This window comes from Enterococcus sp. DIV1421a, assembly GCF_051711025.1.
GTDB lineage: Bacteria > Bacillota > Bacilli > Lactobacillales > Enterococcaceae > Enterococcus_B > Enterococcus_B hirae.
The window spans coordinates 1,953,567-1,969,684 of the sequence record NZ_JBIOLU010000001.1 but is presented as its reverse complement, the minus strand read 5'-3'; the positions used below and the strand labels follow the sequence as shown (position 1 = coordinate 1,969,684).

Annotated in this window: 11 protein-coding genes and 1 pseudogene; 10 read left to right on the top strand and 2 right to left on the bottom strand. The window is 36.2% G+C overall.

From position 1 onward, the window contains the following. Nucleotides 1–18: 18 nt before the first annotated feature. A complete protein-coding gene (locus IGK21_RS08900; RefSeq protein ID WP_232622378.1) occupies nucleotides 19–1,488 on the bottom strand; it encodes a MarR family transcriptional regulator in 1,470 nt (489 codons plus the stop codon). A gap of 315 nt (nucleotides 1,489–1,803) precedes the next feature. Here IGK21_RS08900 and IGK21_RS08895 point away from each other — a divergent pair, with 315 nt between their 5' ends. The 10 genes and pseudogenes from IGK21_RS08895 to IGK21_RS08850 all read left to right on the top strand — a co-directional run bounded on the left by IGK21_RS08895 (nucleotide 1,804) and on the right by IGK21_RS08850 (nucleotide 15,622). Beyond that, the gene (locus tag IGK21_RS08895; RefSeq protein ID WP_034700867.1) at nucleotides 1,804–2,982 is read left to right on the top strand and encodes a carbohydrate binding domain-containing protein; all 1,179 of its coding nucleotides are present in this window, start codon (nucleotides 1,804–1,806) and stop codon (nucleotides 2,980–2,982) included. A gap of 384 nt (nucleotides 2,983–3,366) precedes the next feature. Continuing rightward, the gene (locus IGK21_RS08890) at nucleotides 3,367–5,427 is read left to right on the top strand and encodes a heavy metal translocating P-type ATPase (protein ID WP_034700865.1); all 2,061 of its coding nucleotides are present in this window, start codon (nucleotides 3,367–3,369) and stop codon (nucleotides 5,425–5,427) included. Nucleotides 5,428–5,957: 530 nt separating this feature from the next. Beyond that, a complete protein-coding gene (locus IGK21_RS08885; RefSeq protein ID WP_010718493.1) occupies nucleotides 5,958–7,418 on the top strand; it encodes an APC family permease in 1,461 nt (486 codons plus the stop codon). A 94-nt stretch (nucleotides 7,419–7,512) separates the two neighbouring features. Beyond that, nucleotides 7,513–8,052, top strand: a complete 540-nt coding sequence (locus IGK21_RS08880) for a topology modulation protein (RefSeq protein ID WP_034700862.1) — start codon at nucleotides 7,513–7,515, stop codon at nucleotides 8,050–8,052. 73 nt (nucleotides 8,053–8,125) lie between these two features. Continuing rightward, on the top strand, nucleotides 8,126–8,560 hold the full coding sequence (locus IGK21_RS08875; protein ID WP_034700861.1) for a CopY/TcrY family copper transport repressor: 435 nt from the start codon (nucleotides 8,126–8,128) through the stop codon (nucleotides 8,558–8,560). 19 nt (nucleotides 8,561–8,579) lie between these two features. Beyond that, the gene (copZ, locus tag IGK21_RS08870; RefSeq protein ID WP_010718490.1) at nucleotides 8,580–8,789 is read left to right on the top strand and encodes a copper chaperone CopZ; all 210 of its coding nucleotides are present in this window, start codon (nucleotides 8,580–8,582) and stop codon (nucleotides 8,787–8,789) included. After that, nucleotides 8,789–10,972, top strand: coding sequence for a copper-translocating P-type ATPase CopA (gene copA, locus IGK21_RS08865; protein WP_034700859.1), 2,184 nt, complete (start codon nucleotides 8,789–8,791; stop codon nucleotides 10,970–10,972). Before copZ ends, copA begins: the two co-directional genes overlap by 1 nt. Before the next feature lie 28 nt (nucleotides 10,973–11,000). Next, nucleotides 11,001–13,238: a copper/silver-translocating P-type ATPase CopB gene (copB, locus tag IGK21_RS08860; protein WP_181915061.1), complete on the top strand. Its 2,238-nt coding sequence runs from the start codon at nucleotides 11,001–11,003 to the stop codon at nucleotides 13,236–13,238. A 457-nt stretch (nucleotides 13,239–13,695) separates the two neighbouring features. Further along, nucleotides 13,696–14,984 (top strand): annotated as a pseudogene (locus IGK21_RS08855) (helix-turn-helix domain-containing protein). Nucleotides 14,985–15,043: 59 nt separating this feature from the next. Continuing rightward, nucleotides 15,044–15,622 (top strand): prevent-host-death protein, encoded by a 579-nt coding sequence (locus tag IGK21_RS08850; RefSeq protein WP_034700854.1) that lies wholly within the window; start codon nucleotides 15,044–15,046, stop codon nucleotides 15,620–15,622. Nucleotides 15,623–15,772: 150 nt separating this feature from the next. Here the strand turns inward: IGK21_RS08850 and IGK21_RS08845 are convergent, their stop codons facing one another. After that, nucleotides 15,773–16,117, bottom strand: coding sequence for a hypothetical protein (locus IGK21_RS08845; protein WP_014834534.1), 345 nt, complete (start codon nucleotides 16,115–16,117; stop codon nucleotides 15,773–15,775). Nucleotide 16,118: the final 1 nt, after the last annotated feature.

Genomic DNA, 16,118 nt, shown 5'->3' with positions numbered 1-16,118 from the left:
CTGCAGTTTTTTTATAACTTAGTCAGTTGGTAATGGCTTTTTTAAAGCTTCGATTAATGGTTGGATCGTTGATTGCTGAAGAAGCAATTCTAAGGTACGAATCTCTTTTAGCGAAGGATAATTGTCTAAAAGTAGCCAGTTTTTCTGAGGAGCTATTGGAAGATTAGAAATCCAGTAATCGATGGAATCTGCATTTTGATCGTTCATTACAGAATCTTGGACATCAATGATTTCAAAAACTGCGTACTCATTCAATTTCGTTTTAAGAAGCGTAATCAGTAATTCACTATGTACTTGGTCGTAGGTAAAAGCAAGACCAATTTTTTTCTTCTGTTGATTTTTTCTAATAAGTTCCTTTAAGTGTTTATCATAGATAATTGTAAGATAGAGCCATTCATAAAATAAAGGATCATCATTTATTTCATTTCTGAAAGTGATCAATTTTTGTAACAGTCGGTTAGCAGTATGGGCAGAAAAGCGCCCATTTTGCTTAAAAAATTCAATCACAAATCGTTTTTTTTGATCATTTAACAAATATTTGATTTTTCCAGACAAAGTTAGTGATTGATCGATCGAATAATGGAGCTCGATTTCTTTATTTTCTCCAAATAGCTGGTAGAGTTCAGTTGTCAACTGAATCAAGGATTGCTTTTTCTCTTGCATTTCTAGTGAAAGCTTTGGTTCTTTCATCATTGACTGAAATGTTAAGAGATTTGATTGGACGACACCCGTATATGAAAGCTTGAATACTTCTTTGAAGTGTGCATAATCAATGACGATTCGTGAATCATCAAATGGTAAAGTTGCTGAGGATATTGCCTTTTTATCCGCTGATTTATAATAAGTCGTTGATTTTTGGATATGGACACTAAGCTTAATAATCACCCAGATCCAGCTACTTAATCGTTGTTGTTCTCGAGAAGTAGAGAAGTTGGGCAATTCGGTAAATGCTTGCAACAGTTGATCAAGAATTAATTGTTCTTTCGGAAGAATATATTGAGTATTAGCGTGATATTTTTCTGAAAAAAAGACATAAAAAAACTGATATAGTTTAGATGAATCTCCTGTAAAGTAGAAAGGAGAGTCAGTCAGACAAATATCATGGCAGTTCAAAAAATCAGCTACTTGTTTTTTGATACGGCGAAATTGAGATTTACTGATTTTTAGTTTTTTTAAAATTTCCGAAGTTGTTATAAACGGACGAGAAAAAACCAGAGAAATAAATTGAAGCTGTACAGAATCTTGATAAATATAACTGTATACTTCACTATAGCTGATTGGTTTATTTTTTCTCAGCAATAAATGATCTTTTTTCTTTTCCACTTGAAAAAAGCCACGATTTTCCAGCTCATTCAATTGTTTAAGAATCGTTTGCTTGGTTGCTTGGGTTGTTTCTTCTAGTTGTTGAACGGTCACTTGTCCATTTGCTAAATATGTTTCTAAAATAATTAATTGGATATAATGTTTTTTGGATAATATCGCTTTCATCTTGGTTGGAACCTCCTTACTCGTTATAAGGATTGTACTAATGAAATAGCTGCTATCGGCAATGATAATTTCTTTTTTTGGAAAAAAAAATTATGGACAATTCCAAAAAATTAGTAAACATTAGCAGGATTGCTAAATAGAGAGATGAAAAATGGGAATTTGGCGATTTATTTCTTTTTTTGTGTAAAAAAGGATCTTTAAAATAAAATGTTCATGAAAATTCAAGGCAAATAAAAGAGTATCTCCAGAGATAATATAGAATGAGTCTCGTTACCTAATCGTAACAGCAGAAATCAATTAGTGGGGGAAAATAGAATGAAAAATAACATGAAGAAGGTATTTGTCGCAAGTATTGCCTGTCTGTCTTTAGGAACTTCTATAGGCGTACATGCAACAACCATAGGCAAGGAAGCTATTACTATCAGTGATAACTTGAAAGAAGTGGTTGAGGACTCGATTATCAGTAACGGGGATTTTAGCGCTGGTTTAGATCATTGGATCGTGTCAAACCCAGAATCGAACAATCCAACACTGGTAACTGAAAATGGGGTTTCTTATGTGAAAGCAATGTTGGGCGAAAATATCCATCAATATGTGAAATTACAACCCAACACGACCTACACATTTTCTTATGACGCTGCGGGAAGTAAAAATTTTCCGGGTAAAGTCGAGTTTGGTACATTGAATCACGGAGAAGAATTTGTTTCTTTACAAGAATCGGCACATAATAATGAACAATGGGAAAGACATTCGTTTACTTTTACGACACCAGAAAAAGACAATACATATATTATCCGTTTTTCTTCTACGGGAAATGGTTGGGCAACTTTTAAAAATATCGATATCCAATCAGAAGATGACACATCCCAAAATACTTTGTTATCTGTTGGAGTAGAAAGTCACCAACCATATATCTACTTAAACTTAACGCCAGAACAATTTAATAGCAAACAACGCCTGATGGTTTATTTGGATGGTAACTATTATTTTGAAACGTATAATGGTAAAGCTTACTACTCTTACAAAGATATAACAGACGAACTAGTAAAGATACGTCGTGGGTTTGAAGGCAACAAAGGTGAAAAAATTGAAGTTTATTTAGCGCCTGGATCACCTGGTCAAAGCTCTGCAGGTAAAGTATTGTTAGAAACCTATGTAGTAGAGAAAAAATTGGAATCAGCAGCGACTGAATATGATCAGATCGTGAAAGATATTCAAGTAGTTGGAAATAAAGTAGTGATGGATATTGATCGAGAAATATTTGAGCAAGACAATCGAATCGTACTTTATAAAAATGATGCATATATCGCGGAAACTTATAAAGGAAAAGCTTACTATTCATCAGTCAAAAAAATGAATGAGACTGTTCGGGTGACTTACAGTAAAGGCGTGGTTGCTGGCGATATCATTTCAGTTAAATTAGTAGGTAATCGACCAGGAACAAGTACTACGAATAGTTTCCAACAACTACTAGCGACTATAGAAGTGGAATAATCCCAGTAAATAGATATCGCTTAGGATGAAGAGATACGACAACAATAAAAAAACTCCCTCACTCGTTTGGCTAGTGGGGGAGTTTTAATCAAATAGGAGAAATGCTTATTTTTTTTATTGCTGATAAGATAGCTATTAGGTATGGATTAGTTCGGGTAAGGACAAGTGTAGATTCCGTTGTTCAGTTCTTTTTTATTTGTGACACTCCTGTACTCTTACAATGGATGATATGGTTTTCACTTTATGAGTCGCTTTTTTTATTGTAAAGGTAATGCTTTTTTGATTGATAAAAAATAGAAGAAGTATTAGTTTGACAAATGAGTGACCACTCATATATAATTATACATGAATAAACGTTCATGTTTAAAGTGAGGAGGTCAGAGCATGAAAAGCTATCGATTAGAAGGATTGGATTGCGCAAACTGTGCAATGAAAATCGAAAAAAGAATCAACGAAATCAATGGGGTAAAGCAAGCAAATGTTAACTTTGCTGTAGGTAAATTAACGATTGACGCAGATCAGGATAAGATAGGTGAAATCGAAACTGAAACTAGAAAAGTGATCAAGGAATTAGAACCAGAAGTTGAGGTAAAAGAGATGGAAGAAGTGACTTCGACATTAAATGAAGAAAAAAAGGATCTGATTCGTATTGTCCTATCAGCTATTGGCTTATTAGGCTTGTTTATTTGGGCTCCAGCTGAACCGATTCGTTTTATTGGATTTTTACTTGTCTATTTATTTATTGGTTTTGATGTTATCAAGCAAGCTGCATTAAACATTACGAGAGGTCAATTGTTTGATGAAAATTTTTTGATGGCAATCGCAACGATCGGTGCGATGTTGATTGGTGAATATCCAGAGGCAGTAGCGGTCATGTTGTTTTATCAAGTAGGTGAATATTTCCAAGGCTTTGCAGTCAACCAATCAAGAAAATCGATACGTGCATTGATGGAGATTCGACCAGAAGTGGCTCATGTTGAAACAGAAGCTGGATTGGTGACAACCCAGCCAGAAAGAGTAATGATTGGGGAGCATGTTTTTGTCAAACCAGGAGAACGAGTACCATTAGATGGGAAAGTCATCAGTGGGCAGTCATTAGTTGACACTTCTGCATTAACGGGAGAATCGGTTCCAAAAGAAGTTTTTGAAGGAGAGTCAGTATTAAGTGGTTTTATCAATATCAATCAACCATTAGTTGTTGAAGTAGAAAAAAATTATCAAAACTCAACCATTAGTAAATTGCTCGAATTAGTAGAAAATGCAAGTAGTAAAAAGGCACCAGCAGAAAATTTCATCACTAAATTTGCTCGTTACTACACGCCAGTGGTAGTAGTATTAGCTGTTTTATTAGCCATTTTACCACCACTTGTGTTACCAAATACAGGATTTGATGAATGGATTTACCGAGCTTTGACGTTCTTAGTGATTTCGTGTCCTTGTGCTTTAGTAATTTCGGTACCCTTAAGCTTTTTTGGAGGGATTGGTGGAGCTAGTAAAATGGGTGTATTAGTGAAGGGTAGTAATTACCTTGAATTATTAGCTCATACAGACACCATGGTTTTTGACAAAACAGGAACTCTGACAAAAGGTGATTTTTCTGTTCAATCAATTGAAACTACTATGGTTGAACCTTTATTCATGCAATATGTTGCAAGTGTAGAACAATATTCGACACATCCGATTGCACAAGCGATTTTAGCTGATTATGAAGGAGCATTATTACCCACGGATCAAATGGAAGAAGTTTTAGGCGAAGGAATCAAGGCAGTTGTGGATGGGAAAGTAGTCTTAGTAGGAAATCATAAACTTTTCACTCGATACAATATAGCCTTTCCAGTCAATCAAGCAGTTGGTACCTTAGTATATGTGGCAATTGATCAACAGTATGTTGGAAGCATAGTGATTGCAGATTCCATCAAAGAAGATGCAAAAGCAGCTTTACAAAAACTAAAAAAACTTGGAGTTAAACAAACTGTGATGCTTACCGGGGACGCACAAGCAATTGCGACACATATTGGAAATGAATTAGGAATCGACACGGTCTATAGCGAGCTCTTACCGCAAGACAAAGTGGCTAAATTAGAGCAAATCCTCACGAACGCATCGCAAAAGACTGCGTTTGTTGGTGACGGAATCAATGATGCACCTGTGCTAGCTAGAGCTGATGTCGGAATAGCGATGGGAGGTCTTGGAAGTGATGCAGCAATCGAAGCGGCTGATGTAGTGATCATGAATGATGAACCTGGAAAAATCGCAGATGCTATTCGCTTATCAAGAAAAACGTTGAAAATCGTTAAACAAAATATTATCTTTGCAATCGGGATCAAAAGTGTTGTCTTAATTTTAGGCGCATTCGGGATCGCCACAATGGGAGATGCCGTATTTGCTGATGTAGGTGTCACTGTACTAGCAGTCTTAAACGCTATGAGATGTTTAAAACTCTAACGATCGACTGTTGATCTAAACACAAGCATCGTTAAAGTGAACTTTTCTTGCCTACGGAGTAGGATTATCAGAAAATAAGTGAAAATCTTTAACCAAACTATTTATATGCGTATTTAAAATGAAGTTCTTAAGTGTATCTTGTTTGTTATTGATCAATAGAAAAGAAATTTTCCTTTATTCGTCAGCTTGATGACTGTTCGGATGAAAGGGGAATTTCTTTTTTTTATGTAAAAGCAACGATTTTTGAATTGTACTACCCATTGTTGTTTTTTGATTAGAAAGTAAGCATATTAAAATAACTATTTGATCTAATTTTTAGAAAATTCTTTTACATCGTTCAGTTTGAAAGGGATTAACTAATTTATACAAGGTGTTATCTTGTGTTAAATGATAAAAAGATGGAAAAACAGTGTGGGAAAATTAAAAATATACACACATAAAATAACGAACTATTGTAAATAGATAAGAATTTGTTTATGATTGTGAATAGATAAATATTTTATTTAAAAAAATTTAAAAGGAGAAAACAGATGAACGATAAACAACTACGTTGGTTTACCGTAGCACTCATTGCTTTCAACATGGTTTGGGGCATGGGGAATGTAGTAAACAACTATGCGCAACAAGGAATCTCAGTTGTTACTTCTTGGCTATTGATTCTTGCTATTTATTTTATCCCTTATGCCTTGATCGTAGGGCAACTTGGTTCCGCATTTAAAGACAGTAAAGGTGGCGTCAGCTCTTGGGTCGAAAATACGACATCAAATAAACGGTTGGCATACTATGCTGCATGGACTTATTGGGTCGTCCACATTCCTTATCTTGCACAAAAACCTCAGGCAATTTTGATTGCTGCTGGATGGGCAGTTCAAGGAAATGGAAATATTGTTAACACAATGACTGTTCAAATGGTAGCAGTGATTTCCTTAGTAATTTTCTTAGCCTTCTTGTATCTTTCTACAAAAGGATTATCCACATTGAAGGTCATTGGTGGATTAGCAGGAACTGCGATGTTTGTCATGTCACTTTTATTTATTTTGATGGCAGTAACAGCTCCATTTATTACTACTGATATGGAATTTGCTACTACAGGAATGAATCAGGTCAAAACATACATCCCGACATTTGACTTTAGCTATTTTACGACCGTTTCGATGCTTGTATTTGCAGTAGGTGGGGCAGAAAAAATCTCTCCTTATGTTAATTCCACAAGAAATCCAGCCAAAGAATTTCCAAAAGGAATGATTTTCTTGGCTGCAATGGTTGGTGTTTGTGCGGTTTTAGGTTCTGTAGCGATGGGAATGTTATTTGCGAGTGACAATATTCCGAAAGACTTAATGGCAAATGGTGCTTACAGTGCTTTCCAAATCCTAGGCAACTATTATGGCATTGGTAATTCGTTGATGATCATCTATGCTTTGACAAATATGGTTGGTCAAATTTCCGCATTAGCCTTCTCAATCGATGCACCACTGAAAATTTTATTAGCAGATGCAGATCCAGAATTTGTTCCTTCATGGTTACGTAAACGAAGCAATAAAGGAACACTCGTCAATGGCTATTTATTGACTGGGATTTTAGTTAGCATCATCATTTTACTACCCATTTTTGGAATCAAAGACATGAACGAATTAGTGAAATGGTTGACTAATCTAAATTCAGTAGTAATGCCTATGCGTTATTTATGGGTATTCTTAGCGTATATGATGTTGAATAAAGCTTACAAGAAATTTACTTCTGAGTATAAATTCGTGAAGAATCCAAAGGTTGGTTTTATTTTCGGTGCTTGGTGTTTTGCCTTTACCGCTTTTGCTTGTATTCTGGGAATGGTTCCCAAAGTCGAGTATGCGGCTGATCCTAAAGCTTGGTGGTTCCAGTTGATCTCAAATGTCGTTACACCAATTATTTTGATCATGTTGGGAATGATCTTACCAGCGATTGCCCGTCGTGATAAAAATAAAAATGTAAAAGAAACATTGATTGAAACATAATGAGTTGAGAGAGAAACGATCGTTTCTCTCTTTTTTTGTGCCTCATGTTATCATAAATAAAAAAAGAAAAAGTTTTGAGTGGAGGAGGAATAAGATGAAGATAGTAATTTTAGGACAAAGTGGCTCTGGAAAATCGACACTGGCAAGAACTATTCAAGAAACGGCAAAGATTCCTCTTTTACCCTTAGATTTTTTATGGCATGGTACAGATTATAGTGAAAAGGCACAAGTTTGGTTTCAACTAGAGCAAGAAAACTTTATGGCTAAACATGAGAACTGGATCATCGAAGGAAACTATCTTGCTACTGCTAGGAAGAGACTGCAAGAAGCAGATCAAATCATCTTATTACGAGTGCCAACGTATCTTGCAATGGCTCGTGTCATCAAACGAACTTTAAAAAGAAAGCGAGATCGTGCGACCAGACCTGACATGCCTAATGACTTTACTGAAAAGTTGGATAAAGAATACTTGGATTTTTTGTGTTTTGTTTGGCGTTTTAAGCGAAAGAATGAACCTCGAATCTTCCAACTGATTGATACATTGCAAGTAAAAAATAAGTTACTCATTTTAGATAATAAACGTGATCGACAAAAGTATATTAACCAGTTGAAAAAAAATAAGCCCATTGGTTGACAATTTACGATTACAGTTGTAATCTATTATCGAAGTTAAGTTTACAAATGTAATCGATGGAGGTGGAAAACTAATGGAAGAAAAGAGAGTATTAATTAAAATCAGTGATTCTGAATGGGAAGTCATGCGAGTTATCTGGACTTTAGGTCAAGCAAATGCCCAACAAATCACTCAGATATTAGCTGATTCGATGGATTGGAAAGTAGCAACTGTTAAAACCCTTCTAGGGCGTTTGGTGAAAAAAGAAGCGCTTTGGACTGAACAAGAGGGAAAGAAATTTATTTATCATCCAGCTGTTTCCGAGATGGAAACCGTTCGAAGTGCTACTGAAAATCTCTTTTCACATATTTGTGCAAAAAGAGTCGGTGCGACGATTGCTGATTTGGTTGAAGAAGCGACATTGACCCAAGCAGATATTCAGCAGATCATGAAACAACTCAATAAAAAAGAGCCAGTCGAAACGATTGAATGTAATTGTATACCTGGCCAATGTGAATGTAAGAAATAGTAATAAGGAGGAAACAAGAATGAAACAAGAATTTTCAGTTAAAGGGATGAGTTGCAACCATTGTGTGGCTCGGATTGAAGAAGCGGTCGGAAGAATCAGTGGTGTCAAAAAAGTAAAAGTTCAGCTGAAAAAAGAAAAAGCCGTTGTGAAATTTGATGAAGCAAATGTTCAAGCGACAGAGATTTGTCAAGCAATCAATGAATTAGGCTATCAAGCAGAGGTGATTTGATGGCAACGAATACTAAAATGGAAACATTTGTCATTACTGGAATGACATGTGCGAATTGTTCTGCTCGAATCGAAAAAGAACTAAATGAACAACCTGGTGTCATGTCCGCTACTGTCAATTTAGCCACTGAAAAGGCAAGTGTGAAATATACCGACACTACTACAGAAAGATTGATCAAAAGTGTCGAAAATATCGGCTATGGGGCAATTTTATATGACGAAGCGCATAAACAAAAAATTGCTGAGGAGAAACAAACCTATTTAAGAAAAATGAAGTTTGATCTTATCTTTAGTGCGATCTTGACTTTACCCTTGATGTTAGCAATGATTGCCATGATGCTTGGAAGTCATGGACCAATTGTGTCGTTCTTCCATCTGCCTCTTGTGCAGTTGCTCTTTGCTTTGCCTGTGCAATTTTATGTAGGTTGGCGCTTTTATAAAGGAGCCTATCATGCATTAAAAACTAAAGCGCCGAATATGGATGTCTTAGTTGCGATTGGAACATCTGCAGCCTTCGCATTAAGCATTTATAATGGTTTTTTCCCTAGCCATTCCCATGATCTTTATTTTGAAAGTAGCAGTATGATCATTACCTTGATTTTACTTGGAAAGTATTTAGAACATACAGCAAAAAGTAAAACAGGCGATGCCATCAAACAGTTGATGTCCCTTCAGACAAAAACAGCACAAGTTTTAAGAGATGGCAAAGAAGAGACGATTGCAATTGATGAGGTCATGATCGATGACATCTTAGTGATTCGTCCTGGTGAACAAGTACCTACAGATGGACGGATCATTGCTGGCACTAGTGCATTGGATGAAAGCATGTTGACAGGAGAAAGTGTACCTGTTGAGAAAAAAGAAAAAGATATGGTTTTTGGTGGAACGATCAATACCAATGGATTGATCCAAATACAAGTTTCTCAGATAGGAAAAGATACGGTGTTGGCACAAATCATCCAAATGGTGGAAGATGCTCAAGGAAGTAAAGCACCGATCCAACAAATTGCTGACAAGATTTCAGGGATTTTCGTACCGATCGTTTTGTTTTTAGCATTGGTGACACTATTAGTTACAGGATGGCTCACGAAGGATTGGCAGTTAGCATTGCTTCATAGTGTGTCCGTTTTAGTCATTGCTTGCCCATGTGCGCTTGGTTTAGCAACACCAACCGCCATCATGGTAGGAACAGGAGTCGGTGCTCATAATGGGATATTGATCAAAGGTGGCGAAGCGTTAGAAGGAGCCGCTCATCTAAATAGTATTATTTTGGATAAAACTGGAACGATTACACAAGGCCGACCAGAAGTAACAGATGTCATCGGTCCCAAAGAGATCATTTCCCTTTTCTATTCCCTTGAACATGCTTCTGAACATCCTTTAGGAAAAGCTATTGTTGCTTATGGTGCAAAAGTCGGTGCAAAAACTCAGCCAATCACTGATTTTGTTGCTCATCCTGGTGCAGGAATCAGTGGAACGATCAACGGTGTTCATTATTTTGCTGGGACTAGAAAGAGACTAGCTGAAATGAACCTTTCATTTGATGAATTTCAAGAACAGGCGTTAGAATTAGAACAGGCAGGGAAAACAGTGATGTTTTTAGCCAACGAAGAACAGGTTCTTGGAATGATCGCTGTTGCTGATCAAATCAAAGAAGATGCAAAACAAGCAATCGAGCAACTACAACAAAAAGGTGTCGATGTATTTATGGTTACGGGAGATAATCAACGAGCCGCTCAAGCAATCGGCAAACAAGTAGGAATCGATTCTGACCATATCTTTGCAGAAGTTTTACCTGAAGAAAAAGCCAACTATGTAGAAAAACTACAGAAAGCTGGAAAGAAAGTTGGCATGGTCGGTGATGGAATCAATGATGCCCCAGCGCTAGCTTTAGCAGATGTTGGAATTGCAATGGGAAGTGGAACCGATATTGCGATGGAAACAGCCGATGTGACATTAATGAATAGTCATTTAACTTCTATCAATCAAATGATTTCTTTATCAGCTGCCACATTAAAAAAAATCAAACAAAATTTGTTTTGGGCATTCATTTATAATACGATCGGGATTCCTTTTGCTGCCTTTGGTTTTTTAAACCCAATCATTGCTGGTGGCGCAATGGCCTTTAGTTCAATCAGTGTATTATTGAATTCTTTAAGCTTAAATCGAAAAACGATCAAATAAATCGTTTCAGAGGAAAGGAAGGAAAAAGATGAATAATGGAATAGATCCTGAGAATGAAACAAATAAAAAGGGCGCTATTGGAAAGAATCCTGAGGAAAAAATAACTGTAGAACAAACGAATACCAAGAATAATTTACAGGAACATGGAAAAATGGAAAATATGGATCAACACCATACGCATGGACACATGGAACGGCACCAACAGATGGACCATGGACACATGAGCGGAATGGATCATAGCCATATGGATCATGAAGATATGAGTGGAATGAATCATAGCCACATGGGTCATGAAAATATGGGTGGAATGGATCATTCTATGCACATGGGGAACTTTAAGCAAAAATTTTGGCTTTCTCTGATTTTAGCGATTCCGATTATTCTTTTTTCACCGATGATGGGGATGTCCTTTCCTTTTCAAGTGACGTTTCCTGGCTCTAATTGGGTGGTGTTGGTTCTGGCAACGATTTTATTTATTTATGGCGGACAACCATTCTTAAGCGGAGCCAAAATGGAATTGAAACAAAAAAGTCCAGCAATGATGACACTGATTGCTATGGGGATTACCGTCGCATATGTTTATAGTGTGTATTCTTTTATAGCCAACCTCATCAACCCCCATACACATGTCATGGATTTTTTCTGGGAATTAGCAACGTTAATCGTAATCATGTTATTGGGACATTGGATCGAAATGAATGCAGTCTCTAATGCCAGCGATGCTTTACAAAAATTAGCAGAATTATTACCTGAATCGGTAAAACGATTGAAAAAAGACGGGACTGAAGAAACCGTCTCTTTAAAAGAAGTCCATGAAGGTGATCGTCTAATTGTTCGTGCTGGAGACAAGATGCCAACGGATGGGACGATCGACAAAGGACATACCATTGTTGATGAATCTGCTGTTACGGGTGAATCCAAAGGGGTTAAAAAGCAAGTGGGCGATTCGGTCATTGGTGGATCAATTAATGGCGACGGAACAATTGAAATTACTGTAACAGGTACTGGCGAAAATGGTTACCTTGCAAAAGTAATGGAGATGGTACGAAAAGCCCAAGGAGAAAAATCTAAATTAGAGTTTCTATCAGATAAAGTAGCAAAATGGTTATTTTATGTGGCTTTAGTAGTTGGGATCATCGCCTTTATTGCTTGGCTCTTCCTAGCAAATCTACCAGATGCACTAGAACGAATGGTCACCGTGTTCATCATTGCTTGTCCGCATGCACTGGGACTTGCGATTCCATTAGTTGTTGCTCGTTCGACTTCGATCGCAGCTAAAAATGGGTTGCTTTTGAAAAATCGGAATGCGATGGAACAAGCCAATGATCTAGACGTGATCATGTTAGATAAAACAGGCACGTTGACCCAAGGGAAATTTACTGTAACTGGTATTGAGATTTTAGATGAAGCTTATCAAGAAGAAGAAATCTTGAAATATATCGGTGCTTTAGAAGCACATGCAAATCATCCTTTAGCGATTGGGATAATGAATTATTTAAAAGAAAAAAAGATTACTCCTTATCAAGCACAGGAACAAAAAAATTTAGCAGGTGTTGGTTTAGAAGCAACTGTGGAAGACAAAGATGTTAAAATTATTAATGGAAAAGAAGCAAAACGTTTAGGACTAAAAATTGACCCTGAACGATTAAAAAACTATGAATCTCAAGGAAACACTGTCAGCTTTTTAGTAGTTTCAGATAAATTAGTGGCTGTGATTGCTCTAGGAGATGTCATTAAACCAGAAGCAAAAGAGTTTATTCAAGCGATCAAAGAAAAAAATATTATCCCAGTCATGTTGACTGGGGATAACCCCAAAGCAGCCCAAGCAGTAGCGGAATATCTTGGAATCAATGAATATTACGGTGGTCTACTGCCAGATGACAAAGAGGCGATCGTTCAAAGATATCTTGATCAAGGAAAAAAAGTGATCATGGTTGGTGACGGCATCAATGATGCGCCAAGCTTAGCACGTGCAACGATAGGTATGGCAATCGGAGCAGGAACTGATATTGCGATTGATTCTGCAGATGTTGTCTTAACGAACAGTGACCCCAAAGATATCTTGCATTTCTTAGAATTAGCAAAAGAAACAAGAAGAAAAATGATCCAAAATCTTTGGTGGGGCGCTGGTTATAATATTATTGCTATTCCTTTAGCAGCAGGAATCTTAGCACCGATCGGACTTATTTTAAGCCCAGCAGTGGGAGCAGTCTTGATGTCACTAAGTACAGTGGTCGTTGCACTCAACGCCCTAACTTTAAAATAAGTTGTTAACGTTACTTGATTAACGAGTGAGTGTAAGAATAGAAAAAAGACAATCTTTAAGGACAAACACAAGCAAATTTATTCAAATGAAAACTGGCAAGCAGCTATTTTTCAGCGAATCAATTTTAGCAAAGGTCGTTAAAGATTGTCTTTTTTATTTATGTAGACAAAATGAAAAGAAAAAATGGCAGGAGAGAGGTTGAGAGAGGTATTCAAGAAATAATCAGTAACCATAGTTGTTCCCATTGTACGAAATTTTGCACAGTTCAATGTGTGACGGTAAGAAAAAAATAGCAGTAGTTAACTTTTTCGATCTGTTAAATTAGAATTTAATGAATTTCGTTTGAATTAAAGAAGAAAAAATGTTTTTTTTCGTAATTTATATATAGGGAGATGTATTAATCTATAGTTGATCGTACTCCTGAAACACACAGTAAAAAATAAGTGAGGGAACGCCAATGAAGTGGCAAAGATTATTGTCAAAAAATGTACAAAATCTATTTATATTGATCCATCAAATGAAAGATTTATCGTGGAAAAAAACGGATCTAGCAGAAAAACTATTAGTTGATGTAAAAACGATCGATATTTAAAAAGATTAGAAGAAGGAGATTTTCCGATCCAACTGATTCAACATAAAAAAAGCGTAAAGCTGATTTATAATAAAGGTTACAGTGAGCCCTATTTATTGTTTGATTTTCTGATCCACTCCTCATCCTTTTGCTTATTGAAGGATTTGATTTTGAACACGGAGTATCAACAAGAGTATGATCGCTCCTCACAAGAGCGTCTAAGAAAATGGCTGGGTGAATATCATTTGTCTTTTTCTTATCGAAAACAACAACTTTATGGTTCTGAAAGAAAGATACGCTATCTTTTTTTCTGTTTTCTTAAAGATTTTCCCCTCTTTTTTATTGGGGATACAGAACAGTCTTTTTCCGAATTATTTATCCATTTGTTGGAGACACGTGCCCAAAATGCCGAAATCAAAATATTAGACGAACATCGCACGCTTTTTTTTGAACTTTTTCCAGAGTTGTTATTCCGACACGAACAACGTTTATCTGTCCGCGAAAAAAATTACCGCTGTATCGTTCGTTTAAGTTGCAACATCATTATCGAAAAATACTGGAAAAAAATTGAAGAAACGAAAATCTACCGAAAATTAATGACCTTAACAGAGAAATTGGATTCGTTGTTTTGGTTGGCTAGTGAATTTGAAAGTACGAATAAAACAACGATTACGCGAGTTATCTATCAAGAGTGGCTCCGTTACTCAATTGGACTACACGAAAGAGTAGTCAAAGAGGAATTTCATGAGTATCAGGAAAGCTTGCGTTTGGTGCCGAATGTTAATGAAAAACTTTATCAATACCGGATGGCTTTACAACAAGCACTTACATATCCATCGTATGAATGGGGCCTACTTTTACTTAAAGTTTTGCAAGAAAGAGGATACCTGGAAATCTATCCACCAGAAGTAAAAATCGTCTTTTTTTTTCGTTACGATCATGAGGAAGCGCGCCGCCTAGCTTCTGTTCTGGATAAGACCTTGCGACATCGAAAACGGACCTCCATACATGTTTGTACTCGATCAATCCCTCCAAGTTATGCACAATTGATTATTACGGACCATTTTTTTCCATTAAATAATAGTAAACATCAAAAGACTTATTTCTACCAACCTTCTTTTGGGGTAGATCGTCTACTATCAGATATTGATTATTGGATTGATACGAAAAATTGATTTTTATCATATGAAAAGGGTGTGTTATAATAAAGAAGATGAGTAAAGGAGGATGTCTTTTGGATTTAAAGAAATTAGAAGTTCCTACATCTTCAATCACTGAAGTAAAACGATCACCGATGGATGTATTTGATCAGGCAAGAAAAGCTGAAACCGGTGTATATATATTTAATCGTGAAAAAGTTGCAGGAGTGATGTTGACACAAGAGCAATATGAAACACTGTTACAAGAATTAGCAGATTTACGTCAGAAGGCAAATGAAGAAGTACAGGCACCTATAGAAAGTAATGAACTACTTGGAAACTACGCTGACCAAACATCTGCTGTCGTTTCGACTTCTGATGGTCTAGATGAGTTGGTACAAACACTGAAACGTTATTTGATTACTGGTGTAACGATTTCTGCTAAAAATTTAGATGAACGAATGGTTACACTAGGTTTCATTACGAAAAAGACGGGCTTTGGAGGAGTGGTCGATATGTTAAACGAATTGACCGCAACTGGAAAGATCAATTATCAGTTACGTAGAAAACCAAACAGTCGTACAGTAATTGCCGAGATTATTGGTGAACAAGACAGTCAATCACAATTATTTGATAAAATTATTATAAAAAAAATCTATCTGCATGAACTTTAATGAATAGCGTAAATTTTTATTTTTTGCTTCTTTCGGTGCTATGATTTTTCAGACTTTTTTACAAGGATCAATGAGAAATCATAGCTGATTTTCTATAAAAATTGGGTGTTTACCGATCCTTTGCTAGTCATATTTTTTCGATTCACTGATTTAACGAGTGAAAATTCTTGCCCAAAAAGCCCCAAGAATTTGAGGGATCAAATACAAAACCGAAAGCAGTAAAATCAGTTGGGTTGGTTTGAATGGCTGGTAAAAGAAATGCCAATCAGAGTAATAGTGACAAATCAAATAAGAAATGAATGTTGAACTAATATTAATAAAGAAGAGAAAGAGTAACTGTTGCTTTTTCTGGAAGCTAAAGCCAGCGTAAAAAGACAGAAAAATCAAAAAAATCAAGCCAAAAACAGAATGATACCGATAATCTAGTAGTAAAGAGAAGTACACATACGGAATGAAAAGTAAGAGCAAAATTAATTTTTTTCCATGATTTTTCATG

What these genes read in the sequence shown, in the direction of transcription:
- IGK21_RS08900 (WP_232622378.1), bottom strand. Translation starts at nt 1,488, where the DNA reads ATGAAAGCGATATTATCCAAAAAACATTATATCCAATTAATTATTTTA.
- IGK21_RS08895 (WP_034700867.1), top strand. Translation starts at nt 1,804, where the DNA reads ATGAAAAATAACATGAAGAAGGTATTTGTCGCAAGTATTGCCTGTCTG.
- IGK21_RS08890 (WP_034700865.1), top strand. Translation starts at nt 3,367, where the DNA reads ATGAAAAGCTATCGATTAGAAGGATTGGATTGCGCAAACTGTGCAATG.
- IGK21_RS08885 (WP_010718493.1), top strand. Translation starts at nt 5,958, where the DNA reads ATGAACGATAAACAACTACGTTGGTTTACCGTAGCACTCATTGCTTTC.
- IGK21_RS08880 (WP_034700862.1), top strand. Translation starts at nt 7,513, where the DNA reads ATGAAGATAGTAATTTTAGGACAAAGTGGCTCTGGAAAATCGACACTG.
- IGK21_RS08875 (WP_034700861.1), top strand. Translation starts at nt 8,126, where the DNA reads ATGGAAGAAAAGAGAGTATTAATTAAAATCAGTGATTCTGAATGGGAA.
- copZ (WP_010718490.1), top strand. Translation starts at nt 8,580, where the DNA reads ATGAAACAAGAATTTTCAGTTAAAGGGATGAGTTGCAACCATTGTGTG.
- copA (WP_034700859.1), top strand. Translation starts at nt 8,789, where the DNA reads ATGGCAACGAATACTAAAATGGAAACATTTGTCATTACTGGAATGACA.
- copB (WP_181915061.1), top strand. Translation starts at nt 11,001, where the DNA reads ATGAATAATGGAATAGATCCTGAGAATGAAACAAATAAAAAGGGCGCT.
- IGK21_RS08845 (WP_014834534.1), bottom strand. Translation starts at nt 16,117, where the DNA reads ATGAAAAATCATGGAAAAAAATTAATTTTGCTCTTACTTTTCATTCCG.